Origin of the sequence: Bradyrhizobium genosp. L (assembly GCF_015624485.1) — a bacterium.
Classification (GTDB): domain Bacteria; phylum Pseudomonadota; class Alphaproteobacteria; order Rhizobiales; family Xanthobacteraceae; genus Bradyrhizobium.
Window position 1 is genome coordinate 1,432,621 of sequence record NZ_CP061378.1, and the last position, 20,634, is coordinate 1,453,254.

Annotated in this window: 23 protein-coding genes; 7 read left to right on the forward strand and 16 right to left on the reverse strand. The window is 65.4% G+C overall.

Going from position 1 to position 20,634, the window contains the following annotated elements:
• Positions 1 to 138 precede the first annotated feature (138 nt).
• The 7 genes from IC762_RS06695 to uvrC form a co-directional block, all read right to left on the reverse strand.
• Positions 139 to 993 (reverse strand): TIGR01459 family HAD-type hydrolase, encoded by an 855-nt coding sequence (locus IC762_RS06695; protein ID WP_195787914.1) that lies wholly within the window; start codon positions 991 to 993, stop codon positions 139 to 141.
• A 12-nt stretch (positions 994 to 1,005) separates the two neighbouring features.
• A complete protein-coding gene (locus IC762_RS06700; protein WP_195787916.1) occupies positions 1,006 to 2,412 on the reverse strand; it encodes an EAL domain-containing protein in 1,407 nt (468 codons plus the stop codon).
• 164 nt (positions 2,413 to 2,576) lie between these two features.
• On the reverse strand, positions 2,577 to 3,536 hold the full coding sequence (gene prmB, locus IC762_RS06705) for a 50S ribosomal protein L3 N(5)-glutamine methyltransferase (protein ID WP_195787918.1): 960 nt from the start codon (positions 3,534 to 3,536) through the stop codon (positions 2,577 to 2,579).
• Complete coding sequence (locus IC762_RS06710; RefSeq protein WP_195787920.1) at positions 3,536 to 4,003, reverse strand: molybdenum cofactor biosynthesis protein MoaE; 468 nt, start codon at positions 4,001 to 4,003, stop codon at positions 3,536 to 3,538. Before IC762_RS06710 ends, prmB begins: the two co-directional genes overlap by 1 nt.
• A 7-nt stretch (positions 4,004 to 4,010) precedes the next feature.
• Positions 4,011 to 4,262 (reverse strand): molybdopterin converting factor subunit 1, encoded by a 252-nt coding sequence (moaD, locus tag IC762_RS06715; RefSeq protein WP_195787922.1) that lies wholly within the window; start codon positions 4,260 to 4,262, stop codon positions 4,011 to 4,013.
• The gene (gene pgsA, locus IC762_RS06720; protein WP_195787924.1) at positions 4,259 to 4,873 is read right to left on the reverse strand and encodes a CDP-diacylglycerol--glycerol-3-phosphate 3-phosphatidyltransferase; all 615 of its coding nucleotides are present in this window, start codon (positions 4,871 to 4,873) and stop codon (positions 4,259 to 4,261) included. The genes moaD and pgsA overlap by 4 nt, the downstream gene beginning before the upstream one ends.
• 90 nt (positions 4,874 to 4,963) lie before the next feature.
• Complete coding sequence (gene uvrC, locus IC762_RS06725) at positions 4,964 to 7,045, reverse strand: excinuclease ABC subunit UvrC (RefSeq protein ID WP_195787925.1); 2,082 nt, start codon at positions 7,043 to 7,045, stop codon at positions 4,964 to 4,966.
• Positions 7,046 to 7,309: 264 nt separating this feature from the next.
• Between uvrC and IC762_RS06730 the strand changes: the two genes are divergently transcribed.
• A complete protein-coding gene (locus tag IC762_RS06730) occupies positions 7,310 to 7,930 on the forward strand; it encodes an outer membrane protein (protein ID WP_195787927.1) in 621 nt (206 codons plus the stop codon).
• 252 nt (positions 7,931 to 8,182) lie between these two features.
• Here the strand turns inward: IC762_RS06730 and IC762_RS06735 are convergent, their stop codons facing one another.
• The 4 genes from IC762_RS06735 to IC762_RS06750 form a co-directional block, all read right to left on the reverse strand.
• On the reverse strand, positions 8,183 to 8,398 hold the full coding sequence (locus IC762_RS06735) for a cold-shock protein (protein WP_028350729.1): 216 nt from the start codon (positions 8,396 to 8,398) through the stop codon (positions 8,183 to 8,185).
• A 260-nt stretch (positions 8,399 to 8,658) separates the two neighbouring features.
• On the reverse strand, positions 8,659 to 9,519 hold the full coding sequence (locus tag IC762_RS06740; protein ID WP_195787929.1) for a 23S rRNA (adenine(2030)-N(6))-methyltransferase RlmJ: 861 nt from the start codon (positions 9,517 to 9,519) through the stop codon (positions 8,659 to 8,661).
• 140 nt (positions 9,520 to 9,659) lie between these two features.
• Entirely contained in the window at positions 9,660 to 10,280 is a 621-nt protein-coding gene (locus tag IC762_RS06745) for a ribonuclease T2 family protein (RefSeq protein WP_195787930.1), read from the reverse strand.
• A gap of 192 nt (positions 10,281 to 10,472) precedes the next feature.
• Positions 10,473 to 10,940, reverse strand: coding sequence for a hypothetical protein (locus IC762_RS06750; RefSeq protein ID WP_195787932.1), 468 nt, complete (start codon positions 10,938 to 10,940; stop codon positions 10,473 to 10,475).
• Between the two features lie 166 nt (positions 10,941 to 11,106).
• On the opposite strand from IC762_RS06750, the gene IC762_RS06755 reads away from it, so the two are divergent.
• Positions 11,107 to 11,406 carry a hypothetical protein gene (locus IC762_RS06755; RefSeq protein WP_195787934.1) on the forward strand — a complete coding sequence of 100 codons (300 nt, stop codon included), beginning with the start codon at positions 11,107 to 11,109 and terminating at the stop codon, positions 11,404 to 11,406.
• 44 nt (positions 11,407 to 11,450) lie between these two features.
• Positions 11,451 to 11,987, forward strand: coding sequence for a DUF3617 domain-containing protein (locus tag IC762_RS06760; protein WP_195787936.1), 537 nt, complete (start codon positions 11,451 to 11,453; stop codon positions 11,985 to 11,987).
• 270 nt (positions 11,988 to 12,257) lie between these two features.
• On the opposite strand, the gene IC762_RS06765 is transcribed toward IC762_RS06760, so the two are convergent.
• From IC762_RS06765 to IC762_RS06775, 3 genes are read right to left on the reverse strand one after another with little or no spacing between them, the layout of a single operon-like run.
• The gene (locus IC762_RS06765; RefSeq protein ID WP_195787938.1) at positions 12,258 to 13,643 is read right to left on the reverse strand and encodes an ATP-binding protein; all 1,386 of its coding nucleotides are present in this window, start codon (positions 13,641 to 13,643) and stop codon (positions 12,258 to 12,260) included.
• Between the two features lie 10 nt (positions 13,644 to 13,653).
• A complete protein-coding gene (locus IC762_RS06770; RefSeq protein WP_433995897.1) occupies positions 13,654 to 14,358 on the reverse strand; it encodes a response regulator in 705 nt (234 codons plus the stop codon).
• 20 nt (positions 14,359 to 14,378) lie between these two features.
• Entirely contained in the window at positions 14,379 to 14,903 is a 525-nt protein-coding gene (locus tag IC762_RS06775; protein ID WP_195787941.1) for a MarR family winged helix-turn-helix transcriptional regulator, read from the reverse strand.
• 355 nt (positions 14,904 to 15,258) lie between these two features.
• On the opposite strand from IC762_RS06775, the gene IC762_RS06780 reads away from it, so the two are divergent.
• The 4 genes from IC762_RS06780 (at position 15,259) to IC762_RS06795 (ending at position 18,958) form a co-directional block, all read left to right on the forward strand.
• Positions 15,259 to 16,338: a branched-chain amino acid aminotransferase gene (locus IC762_RS06780; protein WP_195787943.1), complete on the forward strand. Its 1,080-nt coding sequence runs from the start codon at positions 15,259 to 15,261 to the stop codon at positions 16,336 to 16,338.
• A 262-nt stretch (positions 16,339 to 16,600) separates the two neighbouring features.
• A complete protein-coding gene (hisS, locus tag IC762_RS06785) occupies positions 16,601 to 18,115 on the forward strand; it encodes a histidine--tRNA ligase (protein ID WP_195787945.1) in 1,515 nt (504 codons plus the stop codon).
• A 112-nt stretch (positions 18,116 to 18,227) separates the two neighbouring features.
• Positions 18,228 to 18,431 carry a tautomerase family protein gene (locus IC762_RS06790; protein WP_024581090.1) on the forward strand — a complete coding sequence of 68 codons (204 nt, stop codon included), beginning with the start codon at positions 18,228 to 18,230 and terminating at the stop codon, positions 18,429 to 18,431.
• A 116-nt stretch (positions 18,432 to 18,547) separates the two neighbouring features.
• Positions 18,548 to 18,958, forward strand: coding sequence for a thioesterase family protein (locus IC762_RS06795; protein ID WP_195787947.1), 411 nt, complete (start codon positions 18,548 to 18,550; stop codon positions 18,956 to 18,958).
• A 94-nt stretch (positions 18,959 to 19,052) separates the two neighbouring features.
• Here the strand turns inward: IC762_RS06795 and proC are convergent, their stop codons facing one another.
• Together proC and IC762_RS06805 are read right to left on the reverse strand one after the other, a co-directional pair.
• A complete protein-coding gene (proC, locus tag IC762_RS06800; RefSeq protein WP_195790021.1) occupies positions 19,053 to 19,940 on the reverse strand; it encodes a pyrroline-5-carboxylate reductase in 888 nt (295 codons plus the stop codon).
• Positions 19,941 to 20,054: 114 nt separating this feature from the next.
• Entirely contained in the window at positions 20,055 to 20,555 is a 501-nt protein-coding gene (locus IC762_RS06805; protein WP_195787948.1) for a YbjN domain-containing protein, read from the reverse strand.
• Between the last annotated feature and the right edge of the window lie 79 nt (positions 20,556 to 20,634).

Consider the following 20,634-nt stretch of genomic DNA (forward strand, 5'->3'; position numbering starts at 1 on the left):
GGACGGCCGCACAATTTCGGAATATTGGAAATATATTCCCGAGTTGCCCGACGTGTCAAGCTGCCTGTCGAACGTCCGGCCGCCGCCGGCACCTTTGCATGGGGTTGTTTTCGATGTTTTGGCAGCGCACCCCAGCCGCTACCACTTCAGCTCGCGCATCAGCGCGCGCGGCGGATGGCCGAACAATTCCTTCACCGAGGCCGGATCGAGCGACTCCACGCCCTCGAACTCCTCGGAATGGATGCCACGGGTGATGAACAAGAGGTCGATGCCGAAACCATGGGCGCCGGCGAGATCGGTGCGCACGGAATCGCCGATCGCGAGCACACGCGAATGTTCGATCGGGTGCCCGCGGCGCTCAGTGGCCAGCGCCATCGCGCGCTCGTAGATCGGCCGGTGCGGCTTGCCGTAGAAGATCACCTCGCCGCCGAGCTCGCGATAGAGCTCGGCGATCGCGCCGGCGCAATAGATCAGCCGGTCGCCGCGCTCGACCACGATATCGGGATTGGCGCAGACCAGCGTCAGCTTGCGGTCGCGCGCCTTGAGCAGCATGGCGCGATAATCCTCGGCGGTCTCGGTCTCGTCGTCGAACAGGCCGGTGCAGATGATGTAGTCCGCCTGCTCCAGCGGCACCATCGGAGCATCGAGCCCGCGATGGATCGAGCTGTCGCGCTCGGGGCCGACCCAGAAGATCCTCTCGCCCGGATGATCTGCGACGAAGCTGCGCGTCAGATCGCCCGAGGAGACGATGGCATCGTAGGTCTCGTCCGCGACGCCGAGCTTGCGCAGCTGCCGCTGCACGGAATCGGCCGGCCGCGGCGCATTGGTGATCATGATGACGGTGCCGCCCTGGGCGCGGAACGCATGCAGGGCGGCGCAGGCCTCGGGGAAGGATTCGAGGCCATTATGCACGACGCCCCAGATGTCCGACAGCACGACGTCGACATCGCCGACGAGATCGCGCAGCCGCTCCGCGAAGCGCAGCGAGGTCATGATGCGGATTGCTCAGTTCGGGCCGACGGCGCGGCGCGCCAGCGCGGCATTGCCGGTCGCGCGCGGCGGTGCGGCGGGATTGGGGGCAGGTGCTGAAGTGCCGGCGCCATTGAGATCCTGTGGCCTGGTCTGCGGAGCCTCGGCGGTAGCAGATGCCCCCTCGGGCCGCAACGGCCGCGGCGGCGCGAACAGGAACCCCTGGCCGAACCGGACATCGTAGTCGAGCAGGTCGACCACGGAACGCTCGCCCTCGATCCGTTCGGCGACCAAATCGATGCCGAAGCGGCCGAGCAGGTCGGAGAAATCGGAGGGATGAATGTCCGTCGTCGCGCCATGCCTGGCGTCGAGCAGCAGCGCGGCCGGCACCTTGATGAAGCGGACGCCGCGGTCGGCGAGCTCGCGCGGCTCGAGGCGGAGGTCGGTGACGTGATCGATCGAGAAGCGGTAGCCGCGCTGCGCCAGCGCGGCGAGGTTCTCGCTCTCGACCGCCCCGAGATTGCGGAACGTGGCCTGCTTGAACTCGAGCACGAAGGACGGCGCCAGCGCGCGGTTGGCCTCGAGGAAATCGAGGCACTGGGCGAACTGCGCCGGATTGGCGAGTGTCGCCGCCGAGACGTTGCAGAACATGCCGACATCCTTGCTGCGCACCATCAGGCGGCGCAGCACCTGGACGCAGCGGAGCATCACCATGTGGTCGATGCGGCCGATCAGGCCGCCGGCTTCGGCGACGGCGATGAAATCGTCGGCAGCGAGGATCTGGTCGCGGTCGTCGCGCAGCCGCGTCACCGCCTCGTAGTAGCGCACCTTGCGCTGCGGCAGCGTCACCATCGGCTGCAGGTAGATATCGAGCCGGTTGTCCTCGATCGCGTTCCGGATCGCGGCGAGCAGCTGGCTCTGGCTGCGCGGCAATGCCGGGGCCGGTGGTGGCGGGGGTGCGGCAGCCGCGGCCGGGGCCGTTGCGACCGGCTGCAGCAAATCGTCCCGCAGCGACGGCGCCGTCTGGACCACCGGACCGGTCGCCAGCATGTCTTCATGATGGGCGACGGAGGCCGCGAGCTGCCTCACCAGTCCACCGAGTTCGCCGATCTCGGCGGTCATCGCCTGGAGCCGGTCGCCGCTGGTGGAGTTGGCCGAGGCGACGCGGCCTTCGACTGCGGCAAGCCGGCGGCCGAATTCGGCGACCTGGCGGGCGAGGTCGGCGGTCCCGCGCGAGAGATCGGCGATCTGGTTGCCGACATCATTGCGGTCGCGCAGCCGCATCGAGACCGCGTTGTAGAGGATCAGGAAGGTGAGGGCGGTGAGCGCCACGATCGCCGATTCCGATCCGCTGATGCCCGCCACCGAATACAGGACGAAGCCGAGCGAGGCTGCGACCAGCACCATGCAGATGGCGATGAAGATCGTCGAAATGCGAATCATGTCGCGCGCCAGCGCCCTTTATCGGAACAACCCCGCCCACACCTTAGCACCATTGTTGATTCGCCGGGCCAGCGATCTCTCGAACCGGCTGGAACTGCACACGATTTTCGGTTTCGCCGGGTGTCTGGCCCGTAATAGTCCGGAGCCCCCGCAGGGACGGCGGATCAGAGGTCGGCGGCGGCGATCCAGAATACCTCGCCCTCGGAGTCCTCGGTGTCGAGCCAGAGCAGCGGCAGGTTCGGATAGGCTTCCTCGAGATTGTCGCGGCCGCGGCCGATCTCGCAGAGCAGGCCGCCGTCGGGGGTGAGGTGGGCTTTCGCCTCATCGACGATGCGTCTGACGACGTCGAGCCCGTCGGCGCCGCCGTCGAAGGCGAGTTTCGGCTCGGCCCGGCACTCGCGCGGCAGCGATGCCATGCCGTCGGCATCGACATAGGGCGGGTTGGTGATGATGAGGTCGTAGCTGACGTTGCCGAGCGGCTTGAACAGGTCGCCGCGATGGAGCGTCAGGCGATCCTCAAGGCCATGGTCGGCGACATTGCGGGCGGCGACCTCAAGTGCATCCTTTGAAATGTCCACCGCATCGACCGCGGCATTGGGAAAATGACGGGCGGCGAGGATCGCAAGGCAGCCGGAGCCGGTGCAGAGGTCGAGCACGTGTTCAACCTCGTTGGCGTCCCCGATCAGCGAACTGCCGTCCTGGTCGCCGCCGAAATGCGAATCCAGCAGTTCGCCGATGAAGGAGCGCGGCACGATGGTGCGCTCGTCGACATAGAACGGCAGGCCGCGCATGTAGACCTTGTTGACGAGATAGGCGGCCGGCTTCCGCGTCGTGATGCGGCGCTCGATCAGGTCGAGGATCGCTTTGCCTTCGGCCGCGGTGACGCGCGCGGCGGCAAAGCTCTCGAACTGGTCGGGATGCAGATGCAGCGTCTCGGAGATCAGGAAGGCGGCCTCCGCCACCGGATCGGTGGTGCCGTGCGCGAACACGAGCCCGGCCGCGTTGAAGCGGCTGACGGCATAGCGCAGGAAATCGAACAAACTGACGAGCTCGCCGGCACCTACTCTCGGCGCCCTCGGCACGGCAGGACCGCGCTTCGCAGGCACTTTGCTGCGTTTGGCCATCAGGATTTGGTCCAGCGCGCGGCGGCCGCGTCGTCATGGTCGCGGGCCTCGATCCAGCTCGTGCCGCGCGCGCTTTCCTCGCGCTTCCAGAACGGCGCGTTGGTCTTGAGATAGTCCATCAGGAATTCGGCAGCCTCGAACGCGGCCTGGCGGTGCGCCGAGGCGGTCACGACGAGCACGATGTTCGCGCCAGGCGGGATGCGGCCGACGCGATGAATGACGGTGAGGCCCTGCAACGGCCAGCGCGCGAGCGCCTCGTCGGCGTGGCGCTGGATTTCGGCTTCCGCCATGCCGGGATAGTGCTCGAGCGTCAACGCCGCAATCGGCGCGCCCTGTTCGCTGCCGCGGCAGATGCCGCTGAAGCTGACGACGGCGCCGACATCGGTGCGGCCCTCGCTCAGCGCGGCGATCTCCCGCGCGACGTCGAAGTCGGCTTGCTGGATTCGGATGGTCGCAGCGACGGTCATTGAAGGTCTAGCCGCCGGTCATCGGCGGGAAGAACGCGATCTCGCGCGCGCCGGAGATCGCAGCGTCCGCCTTGACATGGGCGTGGTCGATCGCGGCGCGGATCACCGTCGGCCTCTCGAAGGCATAGGCGTAAGTCTCGCCGCGCGCGGACAGCCAGCCGATCAACTCGCCGATGGTGCGCACATCGGCGGGCGGCTCGATGGTCTCTTCAGCCTTGCCGATGCGTTCGCGGACCCAGGCGAAATACTTCACTTTCATCCCTCATCCTCCTTGATGAGGTGGTGGATGCCGGCGCGGAAATAGTCCCAGCCGGTGTAGATCGTGAAGATCGCCGACATCCACAGCAGTACGATGCCGATCAGCGTGGTCGGCGGAAAGATCTGCTCGCCGGCCTCGCCCGCGATCAAAAAGCCGATCGCGATGAGCTGGATCGTCGTCTTCCATTTCGCAAGCTTGGTGACGGGCACGCTGACCCGCAAGCCTGCGAGATATTCGCGCAGGCCCGAGACCAGGATCTCGCGGCACAGGATCACGATCGCCGCCCACAGCGTCCAGCCATGGATCGAATTGTCGGCGGCCAGCATCAGCAGCGAGGAGGCGACCAGGAGCTTGTCGGCGATCGGATCGAGCATGCGGCCGAACGCCGATTGCTGGTCCCAGATCCGGGCGTAATAGCCGTCGAGATAATCGGTGACCCCTGCGGCGATGAACACGGCCAGCGCCACCCAGCGCAGCCACAACGGGCCGTCCAGGATCGACTGCCAGTAGACGCAACCAATCACCACCGGGATCGCGGCGATCCGGGCGTAGGTCAGGATATTCGGAAGGGACAAGGTCTTGGGCTGTCCCCGGGTCGTGGCGATGTTCATCAATGCTACCAATACCGCTGAAGCTGGAAGGTCAACAGGCGGGCCCAAACATGGTCAGTCGGAGCGACGCCCTGATGACTCGGCTCTTCTTTACCCCGGCTGGGCGTGGAAAAACTCGAAAATCTTGCGGGCGCTTTCGGCGCTGACCCCGGGAACCTTGCCGAGGTCGGCGATCGAGGCCCGCTCGATCTCCTTGAGGGTTCCGAAGTGATGCAGCAAGGCACGTTTGCGCGACGGCCCGATGCCGGGGATCTCCTGCAGGCCGGCCTCGCGGATGTCCTTTTTGCGCAGCTTGCGATGCGAGCCGATCACGAAGCGGTGGGCCTCGTCGCGCAGCCGCTGGATGAAATACAGCACCGGGTCGCGCGGCTCCAGCTTGATCGCCTCGCGGTCCGGCATGAACAGGGTTTCGCGGCCGGCGTCGCGCTCCGGCCCCTTGGCGACCGCCATCAGCGCGACCTGGGTGAGCCCGAGAGTCTGGAAAGTCTCTCTCACGGCATTGAGCTGGCCCCGGCCGCCATCGATGATCACCAGATCCGGCCATTGCGGAAATGAATCGTCGTCCGGCTTGTCACTGGCCTTGGCGGCGTCGCCCTCAGGGGGCTTCAGCAGGCGCTTGAAACGCCGCTCCAGCATCTCGCGCATCATGCCGTAATCGTCGCCGGGCGTCAGCCCCTCGGACTTGATGTTGAACTTGCGATACTGGTTCTTCATGAAGCCGTCGGGCCCGGCCACGATCATCGCGCCGACCGCGTTGGTGCCCTGGATGTGGCTGTTGTCGTAGACCTCGATGCGCTTGGGCGCATGCGGCAGGCCGAGCGTCGTGACCATGGCCTCGAGCAGCCGGCTCTGGGTTGCTGTATCCGCGAGCTTGCGGCCGAGCGCCTCGCGCGCATTGGTCAGCGCGTGGGCGACCAACTCCTTCTTCTCGCCGCGCTTCGGCACCGAGACTTCGACCTTGTGGCCTGCCTTGACCGACAGCGCGTCGGCGAGCAGTGCGCTCTCCTCGATCTCGTGCGACAGCAGGATCAGTTTTGGCGGCGGCTTGTCGTCGTAGAACTGCGCCAGGAACGAGGACAGCACCTCCTCTTGCGTGAACGTCTTCTCGGCCTTCGGGAAATAGGCGCGGTTGCCCCAGTTCTGGCCGGTGCGGAAGAAGAACACCTCGACGCACGAATAGCCGCCCTCCTGGTGGATGGCGAACACGTCGGCCTCCTCCACCGTGCGCGGGTTGATGCCCTGCTGCGACTGGATCGCCGACAGCGCCGCGAGGCGGTCGCGGTAGAGCGCCGCGGTCTCGAATTCAAGCTCGCCGGAGGCCTTCTCCATCTCGGCCGCGAGCAACTCCTTCACCGCATGGCTGCGGCCCGACAGGAATTCGGTCGCCTCGCGCACCAATTCGCTGTAGCCGGGGAAATCGATCTCGCGCGTGCAGGGACCGGCGCATCGCTTGATCTGGTAGAGCAGGCAGGGTCGGGTGCGGCTCTCGAAGAAGCCGTCGGTGCAGGAGCGGATCAGGAACGCGCGCTGCAGCGCCGTGATGGTGCGGTTGACGGCGCCGGCATTGGCGAACGGGCCGAAATAGCGCCCGGGCCGCGACTGCGCGCCGCGATGTTTCAGGATCTGCGGCGCCCAATGGTCGCCGGAGATCAGGATATAGGGAAACGATTTGTCGTCGCGCAGTTGCACGTTGAAGCGCGGGCGAAGCTGCTTGATCAGGTTCGCTTCAAGCAGCAGCGCTTCGGTCTCGGTCGAGGTCGAGATGATCTCGACCTCGGTGGTGGCGGCGATCATGCGCAGGATGCGCGCCGGCAGCGGCGCGCTGGCCCGCGCATAGGACGACAGCCGCTTTTTGACGTTCTTCGCCTTGCCGACATAGAGCACGTCGTGGACGGCATTGAGCATGCGGTAGACGCCGGGCGAGGTCGGCGCGAGGCGGACCGCGTTCTCGATCGCGGCGTGGCCGACCGCGAGCCGGCCCTCGGCGATGGCTTCGGCCATCTCGTCCGCAGCGTCCGGCAGACGCGCCTCGTCCTCCTCCTCGGGGGCGGAGGTTTCCGGATCGACATCGCCGGTGTCGAGCGAGAGGTCGTTTTGCGGCAAGTCGGATTGCGAACCGCGCCGCGCCTTTGGCGGGGCCGGCGTCGGCCGCTCGGGAGAATCGTCAACCATGGCCGTAAACTAAGCGCTTGGACCGGCCCTCGCCAGCGTCGGCGGCACTGCAAACAGGAGCCGATTGCAGGCGGTTACCCGGTCGATCCGCCTCCGCGCCGGCGGTTCGGTAACGTCTCGTTAAGACTGATGAGCGGGCGGTAACCGGGCTTAACAGCCCTTTAACTTAAAACTCTCGATAAACCTTAGCGAAATAAGTGGAATTCCGTAACCACGCCGGCCACTTGGCGGCGGGTTTCGGCAGTTGCGTGGTGGAGAGTAGCAATGACCCGGTTGGTTGTGCGAGCGCTGGCTTTGATCGTGGCGGGCTGGACGACCTCGGCCGCGTCAGCCGACCTCAACTACGGTACGCCTTACACCGTCAATCAGCCGCTCAACGCCTATAGCTGGGCCGGTCCCTATCTCGGCGGCAACATCGGCTATGGCTGGGGTGCGGTCGACAACAACCCGACCAAGCCGGACGGCTTCACCGGCGGTGTCCAGGCCGGCTACAATTTCCAGAACGGCAGCCCCTTCGTGTTCGGCATCGAGGGCGACATCCAGGCCAACGCTGCGGACGACCGGTTCGCGCCGTGGAAGTTCTCCAATCCCTGGTTCGGCACCGTGCGCGGCCGCGCCGGCTACGCCGTCAACAACGTGCTGTTCTATGCGACCGGCGGTCTCGCCTTCGGCGAGCTGCGCGGCGAGACCTTCGGCGTATCGGAGTCGCACACCAATCCGGGCTGGACGCTCGGCGCCGGCGCCGAAATGGCGTTCGCCCCGCACTGGAGCGCCAAGATCGAATATCTCTACGTCGATCTGGCCAGCAGCCATTTCGCGATCACAGGCACCTCGAACGGCTACGGCTTCAACCTGGTCCGCGCCGGCATCAACTACCACTTCTGAGAAGAAAACGTCTGATATCAACTCCCGGCCGTGCCTTGCGCGGCCGGGTTTCTTTTTGCGGCGATGTTCGGAGATGCATGCAGCAAGCTGCGCGCCGCGGATCGCGCCACGGCATCCGGCCGCACGCTTCAACTGCACGGAGGCCGCCGGTGGCATCCGCATCAAGCAACTGGTTACGCGGCGAGCGCGAGCTTCGTGCTCGTCGACAGCTACATGCAGCGCTTCATCCGGATCTCATCGCGAGTTGCGCGCTCACGACGAAATCACCAGGTTGACCGCCTTCGGGCCCTTGCCCTTCTTGTCCGGCTCGACCTCGAATGTAATGCGTTGTCCTTCAGTCAAGTCCTTCAATCCCGCCCGCTCGACTGCCGTGATGTGAACGAACACATCGCGGCCGCCATCATCAGGCTTGATGAAGCCGTAGCCACGCTCTCCGTTGAAGAACTTGACTGTCCCAGTCATGGCCATCGGGAAACTCCTCCCCCGTATTGCTCCCCCGCTACGCGCACGCCGCGCAGCGGTTGACCGACATTCGCTTGTCGGAAGCCTGGCCACCTGAACAGGCCGGCGTCACGCCGCCGGTCTGCCTGGATTTTATTTCGGCCTTGTCACTCCGCCGCAACCATTCGCGGAAGCGGAACGTAAAGCCAGTCGTAACAGGATGAGCATAATACGGTTCCGCGCAGATTGCCTACGCTCAAATCGCACTTTTCAATCGGCACGGTGGATTAGGGTTTGGGCGTCTCTATTCTGAAGCGGGCCGCGCCACCTTGGCCGAGCGGCTTCTCGAGTTCGGGCAAGATCAGCTTCAACTCGTTGGCCAACGTCCACGGCGGATTCACGATCAGCAGGCCGGTGGAGACCAGGCCGCGGTCTGCTTCTTGCGGTGCCACACTGAATTCCAAACGCAAGCATTTGCCGGCGGGGCGGCTTGTTGCGGCCGCTGCTGCGACGCTGCGCGCGAGTTCGTCGGTGGCTCTCCGTGATTTTACGGGGTACCAGATCAAATAGGCGCCGGTCGGCCACTTCGCGAATGCGTCAGAAAAGCTGTTTGCCAGCCGCTCGAATTCATCCTTTGCCTCGAACGGCGGATCGATCAGCACAAGGCCGCGCCGCTCGTTCGGTGGCACGAAAGCCGGCAATGCCATCCAGCCGTCGACATCGACGACACGCGCCTGCGTGTCGCGCCGCAATGCGTCGATCAGTTGCTTGCGCGCCACGGGCTCGATCTCGCAGGCGGTGAGGCGGTCCTGTGGCCGCAACATGGCCCGCGCGATCAGAGGCGAGCCGGGATAGGCTTTGAGCTCGGACTTCGGATTGAACGCCCTGACGATATCGAGATAGGGCGCAACCAGCGGCAAGGTCTGCTCGGAAAGCCGCGCCTGCATCAGCCGCGCGATACCTGTCAGCCATTCGCCGCCGCGCTGCGCCTCGCTCGAGGTCAGGTCGTAGAGACCGGCGCCGGCATGGGTGTCGATGACGCGCAAGGCGGCCGGCTTTTCCTGCAGATAGGTCAGCATGCGCACCAGCACGATGTGCTTGATGACATCGGCGAAGCTGCCCGCGTGAAAGGCGTGTCGGTAGTTCATGAGATGATCGTGCCGCGTTTCGGGCAAAGCGCATTTTATACTTCGTCATGCCCGGGCTTGTCCCCGGCATCCACGTCTTGGCTGCTGCATCAAGAAAGACGTGGATGGCCGGGACGAGCCCGGGCATGACGCAGAGAGTGTCAGCCGCCGCGCATCGGCGGCATCAGCACCTGGTCGCGGCGGCAGGCGCGGCGGTCGATCTCCTCGCAGGAGCGGAATTGCAGATCCTTGCTGAGGCAGATCCGCACTTCGCTGAGCCGCCGGCTGTCGCAGGTCACCGAGATCGCCGAACTGCTCAGCCCCGGATTGACCTTGATGAAGGCCGCTTCCAGATCGTCGGGCGCGATCGTCCTCGGCTCCGACAGCTGGAGGAATTCCTCGGGGATCTTCACCGCGGCGCGTGCCTTGCGGATCGCCTCGAAATAGGCGCGCTCGCCCAGGCCCGAGCAGGTGCCGTGCTTGTCCCATTCGTTGTAGATCAGCCCGGGCGCCGGCATCAGGTCGAGCATCGAGGTCATGATACCGCGGGCGAGCCGCGGCGAGGGCCGCTGGCAGTATTCGGGAAAGCCGCGCTCATATTGCGGCCACAGGCCGTGCACCACGAAGGAATAGGGCCGTCCGCCGCATTGCGCCTGGGTGCCGCGGCCGTTGTTGCCGCGCTCGCTTGCCGCCTCGCAGAAGGACGGCGACCAGGACAGCGACAGCACATAGAAATCGAATTCGCCCGGCGTGTTCTGACGGCGGTCCTGCGCCGACGCCATTGCCGTGGCGCACAGGACAAAAACAATTGAAGCGAGAAATCGCGAAATGGTGACCAACCGAGGCATCAAGCGCTCCCCCAAACTCGACCGTCCGAAGCCTAGCAGGCCACTGGAACAATTCAAGAACAAAAGAAATCGTCCGCGGGCAGCAGAGCTGTCCACGAACGATCGGCTCGCCGGTCTAGCCAGAGATCAGGGCCGCGCGGCCTTGCAGGAGGGATTATAGGCCCAGTTGCGGTCAAGCCCGGTCACGCACCATTCGACGCCCTGGCCGATGCCGGAGAAGCCGCCGTCCTCGATGATCGAGTAGTGCACGGTGCGCACCTTGCCGTCGCTCAGCATCGCCTGGCCGGAGCAATAGCGGCGCGGAATGTTGTCGGACTGCCAGGGGCGGAACGCGGTCTCGTGGATGCGGTCGAAGCCGGTGATGACCAGCGGCGAATTCCAGAAGGTGGCTTCCTTCTCGTGGAATTGATCGCTAATCGTCGGCAGCGCACGCTCGCAGGGGGCTACGTTACCGTCATAGCGCGGTCCGGACAGCCAGAAATTCAGCTCAAATGGGTTGGCGGCCTGCGCCGTGCTCCCGGCAGAGGCCAGCAGGCCGATTGCGAGCGCGGCGCCAGCACCGAGCTTCTTGGCTGAAATCAACAGGTCGCGCATGGGGAATCCACCGATCATCCGATTGCCGCGGACGGTGCCGTGAAGCCCCGGCAAGGTCAAGTGCAGCGCGGCAACACCTGCGGACAAGTCCGCATCCGGCGGCCGGCTCGTTCTTTTCATGGCCGCCTGGGCACTCTATGTTGGGCCAAGCGAAATGGAGTCTGCGATGCGAAGGAAATTGGCCGCGTGCCTGGTTGCCGTTTGCGGGGTGCTGGCCGTGGTGCCGGCGCGGGCCGACTGGTTGCAGCCGGTGCCGCCCTTCAAGGGCAATGATACCGGCGGGATCATCGCCTACACGCTCGCGACCCAGGCCGATGCAAGGCAGCTGGCCGTCGATCACTGCGCCTCCTACGGCAAGGTGGTGAAATTCCTCGCGGTCAACGCCTATCCGGGCGGCTATATCTCGTTCGCCTGCCGCTGGGTGCCCTATGGCGCAGCCGGCCGGCCCTTGCGCACGCTCTATTGAGCGCGCGCTCGCATCCTTTGATCGTTGAGCCGGGAGGAACGCGCATGACGCGACAGCTCGCTTTGCTTGGTTCGGCCGTTTGCCTCGTCCTGTCGGCCGGCGCCGCCAACGCCGTCGACCTGCCCATCCGCAAGGCCGGATTGTGGGAAATGAAGATGGTGCGCAGCGGGGGCGCGATCCCGGAGATCACCATGCAGCACTGCACCGACGAGAGCACCGACAAGGAGATGAGCACGGCGGCCTCGCCGATGGCCAAGCAGATCTGCTCCAAGCAGGACATCCAGAAGACCGCGACCGGCTATGTCAGCGACAGCGTCTGTGGCATGGCCGGCATTTCGATCACTTCGCATGCCGAGATCGTCGGCGACTTCAACTCCGCCTATACGGTCAAGAGCACCTCGCATTCCGAGGGTGGTCCATCCGGCGCCCGCGACACCACGACGACCATCGAGGCGAAATGGCTCGGCGCCTGCAAGAGCGACCAGAAGCCCGGTGACATCGTCATGCCCGGCGGCATGAAGATGAACGTCAAGGACATGCAGAAGCTGAAGGACCTGCTGCCGAAGCAGCAGCCGAAGTAGCGCTGCTGCTCGCGTGTTCATATCTATCCGCATCACGCTGAGAGGATCTCAGTGGCTGCGCAACAAATTCAATGTCGTCCCCGAAAGCAGGGACCCATAACCACCGAAGTTCATAGTTGCACACCTCTGGGACGACGAGTCCCTTTCATAACACCCGCCGCGGAGTATGGGTCCCTGCTTTCGCAGGGACGACATCGAGTATGTTGGGACACCGAGAGCCATACATTCACATGCTCTCAGGATGACGGATAACAAGCCGATCGTTCCTGCTTACACCGGCACCCGCACCGCCGCGCGCAGGCCGCCCATCGGGCTTTCGCCGAGCATGATGTCGCCGCCGTGGGAGCGGGCGATGTCGCGGGCGATGGCGAGGCCGAGGCCGCTGCCGCCTTCGTCCTGGTTGCGCGCATCGTCGAGCCGCAGGAACGGCTTGAACACCTCCTCGCGCATGTTGGCGGGGATGCCGGGGCCGTCATCGTCGACCGTGATGTTGAGATAGCGGTGATCGCGCTGGCCGATGATCGAGATCGTGTTGGCGTGGCGCGCCGCGTTGGAGACGAGGTTGGCGAGGCAGCGCTTGAACGAGGCCGGCTTCACCGTGACCACCGGCAGGCCGTGGAACGCCACCGTGGCGATATGGCCGTGGCGCTCGGCATCGCCGCGCAATTCCTCCAGCGCCATGACCATGTCGGTCGGCTGCGCGACCTCGCCGGAATCGCCGCGGGCGAAGGCCAGATAGTCCTCCAGCATCATCGACATCTCGTCGACGTCCTTGCGCATCGCGTCGATCTCGGGACCTTCGCCGAGCAGCGCGAGCTCGAGCTTGAAGCGGGTCAGGATTGTGCGCAGATCGTGCGACACGCCGGCCAGCATCGCGGTGCGCTGCTCGATCGAGCGCTCGACGCGCCCTTTCATCTCGATGAAGGCCTGCGCCGCACGCCGCACCTCGCGCGCGCCGCGCGGCCGGAAGTTCGGCGCCTCGCGGCCCTTGCCGAAGCTTTCCGCCGCGTCGGCCAGTCTCAGGATCGGCTTGATCTGGTTGCGCAGGAACAGCACGGCGACGATCAGCAGGATCGTGGAGGTGCCGAGCATCCAGAAGATGAAGATCTCCGAATTGGAGGCGTAGGCCGCGCTGCGCTGCGCGAAGATCCGCATTACGGAATCGTCGAGCTGCACGCGGATCTCGACCAGATTGGACTTGCCGACGGTGTCGATCCAGAACGGACGGCTGATCTGGCGGCCGAGCTGCACCGACAGCGTCTGGTCGAGCAGCGAGAAGAACGGTTTCGGCCCCGGCGGCGGCATGTCGCCGGCGGGCAGGAAGTCGACCACGAGCTGCAGCTTCTGGGCGATATGACGCAGCTGCGCGCGGTCCTTGTCCTGCGGGTACATCTTGTAGACGTCGATCAGCGCGGCGATGTCGGACACCACGGCGGCCGACAGCCGTCGCGTCACCGTGTTCCAGTGCCGCTCCATGAACACGAAGGCGACCACGGTCTGCAGGATCACCATCGGCACGATCATGATCAGCAGCGCACGGGCATAGAGGCCGGTCGGCATCCAGCTCTTGAACGCGTTACCCATCCAGCCATTGGCCTTCGACACGCGCTGCGAGGCGTTCTTGATCAGGGTCAGGCCGGTGTCGAGCGTGCTCATGGCTGACATCTTATGGCGAGGCCACCAGGCGATAGCCGATGCCGCGCACCGCCTGCAGGAACAGCGGATTGGCCGGGTCGCGCTCGATCTTGCGGCGCAGCCGGTTGATCTGCACGTCGACCGCGCGTTCGTTGACCGTGCCGCCGCTGGTCAGCGCGGCACGCGGCACCGTCTCGCCGGGTGCGGCGGCGAGGATGCGCAGCATCTCGCGCTCGCGGTCGGTGAGATGGATGATCTCCTCGCCCTGGCGCAGCTCGCTGCGCTCGAGATGGAAGATGTAGGGGCCGAACGCGATCTGCTCGACGGTCGCGACCTGCGGCGGCGCGGTGCGCTTGAGGATGTTGCCGATGCGCAAGACCAGCTCGCGCGGCTCGAACGGTTTTGCGACGTAATCGTCGGCGCCGATCTGCAGTCCCTCGATGCGGGCCTCGGCCTCATGGCGCGCGGTCAGCATGATGATCGGCACCGAGGAGGACGAGCGGATGAAACGGGCGAGGTCGAAGCCGTTTTCGCCGGGCATCATCACGTCGAGGATGAGCAGGTCGAAATGCAGCCCGAGCAGCTTGGCGCGCGCGTCGCTGGCGCTCATCGCGGTGGTGACGCGGTAGCCTTCGCCGCACAGGAATCGCGACAGCAGGTCGCGAATGCGCCGGTCGTCGTCGACCAGCAGAAGATGCGGCGCGTCGTCGGCCGGCTCGGCCGGCGTCCGCACCATGGTTGCAGCCTGCACCACGCTCACTCCCTCGTCTTCTTGCCGCCGAAGATCGCCTCTAGCACCTTGTCGGGATCGTCGCGGTCGATCATCGCGCGCAGGAACTGGCGCACCGTCTCGACGCCGTCGGCATCGATGCCGGCGACCGCGCGATTGATGCGGTCGGTCTGCAGCCCCGCGAGCTTTGCGACCAGCGCCTCGCCCTTGGGCGTGGCGTAGAGCAGCCGTTGCCGGCGGTCGTTGTTGCCGGTCTTCTGCACGATGTAGCCCTCGTCCAGGAGCTGCTTGAGCACGCGGCCGAGCGACTGCTTGGTGATGCGCAGGACGTCGAGCAGGTCGGCCACCTTCAGGCCGGGATAGCGGGTGACGAAGTGGATAACGCGGTGGTGGGCGCGGCCGAAGCCGAATGCCTCCAACTCCTGGTCGGCGTCGCCGACAAAGTCGCGGTAGGCGAAGAACAAGAGCTCGATGACGTCCCAGCGCAGGTCGCGCCCGCCCGCTGCGGACGGCGAATGATCGCCCTCCTGCGAATCGGGTCTGGCAGCCATGCCTGGATAATTTATGTCAGTCATATTGACGTATCTTGGGTCCAATGTTACAAAACTGCATGTCATGACGAAATATTAAGTCGTTTCGTCCCCGACAACGTTTCATCGGCCTGAAAGAGCCAGCGATGGCGGTTTGGGCCGCAAATTTGACTACCGTGCGATTGTCGAGCGGCATTTCGGCAAACATACTGGACTTCGCTAATCCGCAAAAGCATGTCTAAGCGGGCATGTTGGCGCCGGAACCGGCCAAAGAGCCGGTCCTGGCGAAGTCCGGGTCAACCGGGCCTTTCGGGCCCCCGGGGGAAACAAACCGGCGCAGACGACCGCGCCGGTTGCGAGAGCGGAAAGCAGGACCATGAGTTTGAAATTCGAAATCCAGCCAGCGGCGAATGCGACCTCCGACAAGGATCGCACGGCAAAGCTCGTGGACCCCGGCTTCGGCCGCGTCTTCACCGACCACATGGCCATCGTCCACTACAACCAGGCCAAGGGCTGGCATGGCGCGCGCGTCGAATCCCGCGCCAATTTCCCGCTCGATCCGGCCGGCGCCGTGCTGCATTACGCGCAGGAGATCTTTGAGGGGCTGAAGGCCTACAAGCGCGACGATGGCGGCGTGAACCTGTTCCGCCCCGACGCCAATGCGCGCCGCTTCCGCGATTCGGCGGATCGCATGGCGATGGCGCCGCTGCCCGACGACGTCTTCATCGAGGCGGTCGAGCAGCTGGTGCGGATCGACCGCGCCTGGATCCCGGGCGGCGAGGGCAGCCTCTATCTGCGTCCCTTCATGATCGCGAGCGAGATCTTCCTCGGCGTCAAGCCGTCGGCTGAATACATCTTCTCGGTGATCGCCTCGCCGGTCGGCTCCTATTTCAAGGGCGGCCCGGCGCCGGTCTCGATCTGGGTGTCGGAGAATTACACGCGGGCTGCGGTCGGCGGCACCGGCGCGGTCAAATGCGGCGGCAACTATGCCGCAAGCCTGCGCGCGCAGGCCGAGGCGATCCAGCACGGCTGCGACCAGGTCGTGTTCCTCGATGCGGTCGAGCGCCGCTATATCGAGGAGCTCGGCGGCATGAACGTGTTCTTCGTGTTCGACGACGGCTCGCTCGCGACGCCGCCGCTCGGCACCATCCTGCCCGGCATCACCCGCGATTCGATCATCGCGCTGGCGAAAGACGCCGGTACGGTGGTGCGCGAGGAGCCCTATACGATCCAGCAATGGCGCGCGGATGCCGCCAGCGGTAGGCTGAAGGAGGCGTTCGCCTGCGGCACCGCCGCCGTGATCTCGCCGATCGGCAAGGTCTGTTCCGCCAGCGGCGATTTTTCGATCAGCGGCGGCGTCGCCGGCCCGGTCGCGATGGGCATGCGCAAGAAGCTGGTCGACATCCAGTACGGCCGCACCAACGACCCGCACAACTGGATCAGGAACGTCGCGTAATCGGCGCGCAAGTGTAAGGTGGGCACGCTGTCTCACTCCCTCGCCCCGCCCTCGCGGGGAGAGGGTGGGGTGAGGGGCTCTCTCAGTGCCGGGACTCGCGGAGAGTCCCCCTCACCCGGAACGCATCTCACGATGCGTTCCGACCTCTCCCCGCAAGCGGGGCGAGGTAAGGGACCGCGATGCCTTGCTCCGGGCCGGCTCGGCTGGTAACCCGACGTCATCCTTGTAAGGTCTCGCTCCTTACAGACCTCACGAGTCTGACATGGCCGACAAACCCAAAAAACCGCAGAAACTGAAGGCGCGCCTGCCGCGCGGGCTGGAGGATCGTGGCCCGGCCGCGATCAATGCCACGCGGGCGATGGTGGAGAAGATCCGCGCCGTCTACGAGCTCTACGGCTTCGAGCCGGTGGAGACCCCGGCGATGGAATACACTGACGCGCTCGGCAAATTCCTGCCCGACCAGGATCGTCCCAACGAGGGCGTGTTCTCGTTCCAGGACGACGACGAGCAGTGGATATCGCTGCGCTACGACCTCACAGCGCCGCTGGCGCGCTATGTCGCGGAAAATTTCGACGCGCTGCCGAAGCCGTACCGCTCCTACCGCTTCGGCTATGTGTTTCGCAACGAGAAGCCCGGCCCCGGCCGCTTCCGCCAGTTCATGCAGTTCGATGCGGATACGGTGGGCTCCGGTTCGCCGGCGGCCGACGCGGAGATCTGCATGATGGCGGCCGACACGATGCAAGCGCTCGGCATCCAGCGCGGCCAGTATCTCGTGAAGATCAACAACCGCAAGGTGCTCGACGGCGTGCTCGAGGCGATCGGTCTCGGTGGCGAGGAAAATGCTGGGCGCCGGCTCACGGTGCTGCGGGCGATCGACAAGCTCGACAAGTTTCCTGCCGACGAAGTTCGCAAGCTGCTCGGTCCCGGACGATGGGATGGCGGCGAAGAAGGCAAGGGCGACTTCACGAAGGGCGCCAACCTCAGCACGGCCGATGCCGATATCGTCTTGGCCGTCACTCAAAAGCGTGACGATTGGCGCGAGGCGATTGCAGCAGCGGACACCTATCTCGCCAGGAGCGAAATTGGACGGGCCGGTGTGAGCGAGCTCGAAGAGATTGCCAAGCTGGTCGCAGCGTCCGGCTATGGCGCGGACCAGATCAGTATCGATCCCTCCGTCGTCCGCGGCCTCGAATACTACACCGGCCCGGTCTATGAGGTTGAGCTGCTGCTCGACACCAAGGACGAGAAGGGCCGCCCGGTGCGGTTCGGCTCGGTCGGCGGCGGCGGACGCTATGATGGGCTGGTGTCGCGCTTCCGCGGCGAGCCAGTGCCGGCGACCGGCTTCTCGATCGGCGTGTCGCGGTTGCAGGCGGCGCTCACCTTGCTCGGCAAGCTCGAGACGCGGCCCGAGTTCGGACCCGTGGTCGTCACCGTGTTCGATCGCGACCGTGTCGCCGACTACCAGAAGATGGTGGCGGAGCTGCGCGCTGCGAATATCCGTGCCGAGCTTTATCTCGGCAACCCCAAGAACATGGGCAACCAGCTCAAATATGCCGATCGGCGCAACTCGCCCTGCGTGATCATCCAGGGGTCGGACGAGAAGGCGCGCGGCGAGGTGCAGGTCAAGGATTTGATCGAGGGCGCCAAGGCCGCCGCTGCGATCGCCTCGAACCAGGAATGGCGCGAAACGCGGCCGGCGCAATTCTCCTGTACCGAGGCCGATCTGGTCGCCAAGGTGCGCGAGGTGTTGGCCCGGCATGACGTGAGCTGGGGATAGCTGGATTGCCACGCGCGGGCTTGACCCGCGCAGCCATCTTCAAAATGATGCGCGCCGGCCGAACCCGGCCCTCGCCAGATTGCACGTCAACGATAACAAGGGAGTTTGTTCGATGCCCGAGATCACCGTCAGCATGGCCGCAGGCCGCACCGAGGAGCAGAAGCTCGGGATGATGCGCGACATCACCCAGGCGCTGGTGAAGAACCTCGGCGTCGATGCCGATGCGGTCGTGATCCAGATCAACGAGGCGCCGCTTCATCACAAGATGAAGGGCGGCAAGTCCTTCGTCGAGCGCGCAGCGGCTGCGAAGAAATGACGCGCGAAAGCGCGTCATCCCGGGGCGCGCATTAGCGCGAACCCGGGATCTCGATCCACAATCTCCAGATTCCGGGTTCACGCTTCGCGTGCCCCGGAATGACGAGCCAAGGCACGATGGACGCACGCGATTTCATCACGATCGGCATGAGCGCCGAGCGCATGCTGGTGGTGCCGGCGGAGCGCACGGTGGGGCACTTCGTGCCCGGCATGCCGATGGTCTATGCGACGCCGATGATGATCCTCGAAATGGAGATGGCGTCGGGCGATGCGATCCGCAGCGCGCTGCAGCCGGGCTGGGTCACGGTCGGCACCGAGGTCGACATCCGCCACCTCGCCGCAGCGCTCATCGGCGCCACGGTGCGCACCACCGCAAAAGTGATCGCAGTCGAGCGCCGCGTGATCCGCTTCGAGGTCGAGGCGTTCGAGGGCACGCGCAAGCTCGGCGAGGGCCGTCATGCGCGCGGCCTGATCAACGTCGAGACGTTCAACAAGCGGCTTGCCGGGGTGTCACGCGCGGAGCCGTAGGGTGGGTTAGCGAAGCGTAACCCACCATTTGCGCCGCGGCGACAGAAGCGGTGGGTTACGCCTCCGGCTAACCCACCCTACGGTTCAACAATCTCTACTTCGCCAATTCCTTCGAGCGCTTGGTCGCGGCTGCAATTGCGCGGGTCATCAGCGGTTGCATGCCGTCACGTGCCATCAGCACGTCGAGCGCCGCCGCAGTGGTGCCGCCGGGCGAGGTGACGTTCTGCCGCAACGTTGCGGACGGCAGGTCGGAGCGATGTAGCAGTTCGCCGGAGCCGGCGACGGTCGCCCGCGCCAGTGTCGTCGCGAGCTGCTCGGGCAGGCCGGCCGCGACGCCGGCGCGCGCGAGTTCTTCGGCGAGCAGGAACACATAGGCGGGACCGGAGCCGGAGACCGCGGTCACCGCGTCCATCAGGCCTTCATCGTCGATCCATTCGACCAGACCGGTCGCTTGCAGCAGCGCATCCGTAGTGGCGCGCTGCGCGGCAGTGACATTCTGCGCCGGCACCGCGACCGTGATGCCGCGGCCGATCGCCGCCGGCGTGTTCGGCATCGCGCGCACCACCGCGCCGCCGACCACCTCTTCCAGTGCCGCGATCGTGGTGCCGGCCATGATCGAGATCACCAGCGTCGACGGCGCGACCAACGCCTTCAGCGCCGCGCCGGCCTCGCGGAACGATTGCGGCTTCACGGCGACCACGAGCGTATCGACCGCGCCGACATCCTGCGCTTTCGGGTTGAGGCGGACGCCCTTCGCCGCAAGCGCGGAGATATCAGGCGAGACATAGGGATCGATCACCGCGACACGTTCAGGTGCCAGCCCTTGTGCGAGCCAGCCGGTCAGCATCGCGCCGCCCATCTTGCCCGCGCCCGCAAGCGCGATGGTGCCGGTGGTGTTCGTCAATGCGTTGCTTGTGCTCACAGGCGTCACCGTTCGTCGTCCCGGCCTAGTGCGCAATTGCGCACGGGGGCCGGGACCCATAACCACAGGCGGTTCTAGTGAAGCGAGCGGCAGGCCACAAGCAGTTTGCTTACCAACTGCTGCCGCGGCGTATGGGTCCCAGCCTTCGCCGGGACGACATCGTACTTGTGGCTGCTACGCCTCGCCGTCGGTCTCGAACATCGCGGCGGCCATCGCTTCTGCGGCCGGCTTGCCGGCCCACACCACGAACTGGAACGCCGGGTAATAACGCTCGCAGGCGTGGATCGCGTTGACCACCATGGCCTCGCATTGCGCGGTCGAGGCGGTCAGTCCGCCCGGCAGCACCAGCGCCTGGCGATGCATCACCATGCCGGTGTGGGTCCACAGGTCGAAATGGCCGACCCACAATTGCTCGTTGATCCCCGCGACCAGCCGCTGCACCTCGCCGCGCCGCGCCGGCGGAATCTTCATGTCGAAGGCGCAGGCGAGATGCAGTGCCTCGATCTCGCCCATCCAGGTGAAGGAGAGCTGGTAGTCGATCCAGTCGCCCTTGGAGACGATCGTCACCTCATCGTCGCCGGAACGCTCGAACGCCCAGTTGTTGTCGGTGGCGATATCCTCGACCACCGCAAGCGGGTTGTTCCGGGACTCGATGATGCTTTCGAGGAGGGACATGCCGTCTCGACCCTTGTTCTTTTGATCTCTTTGATACGCACACGGAAGCCGGCACTTGCGACAACTGCGTCGCGACCGA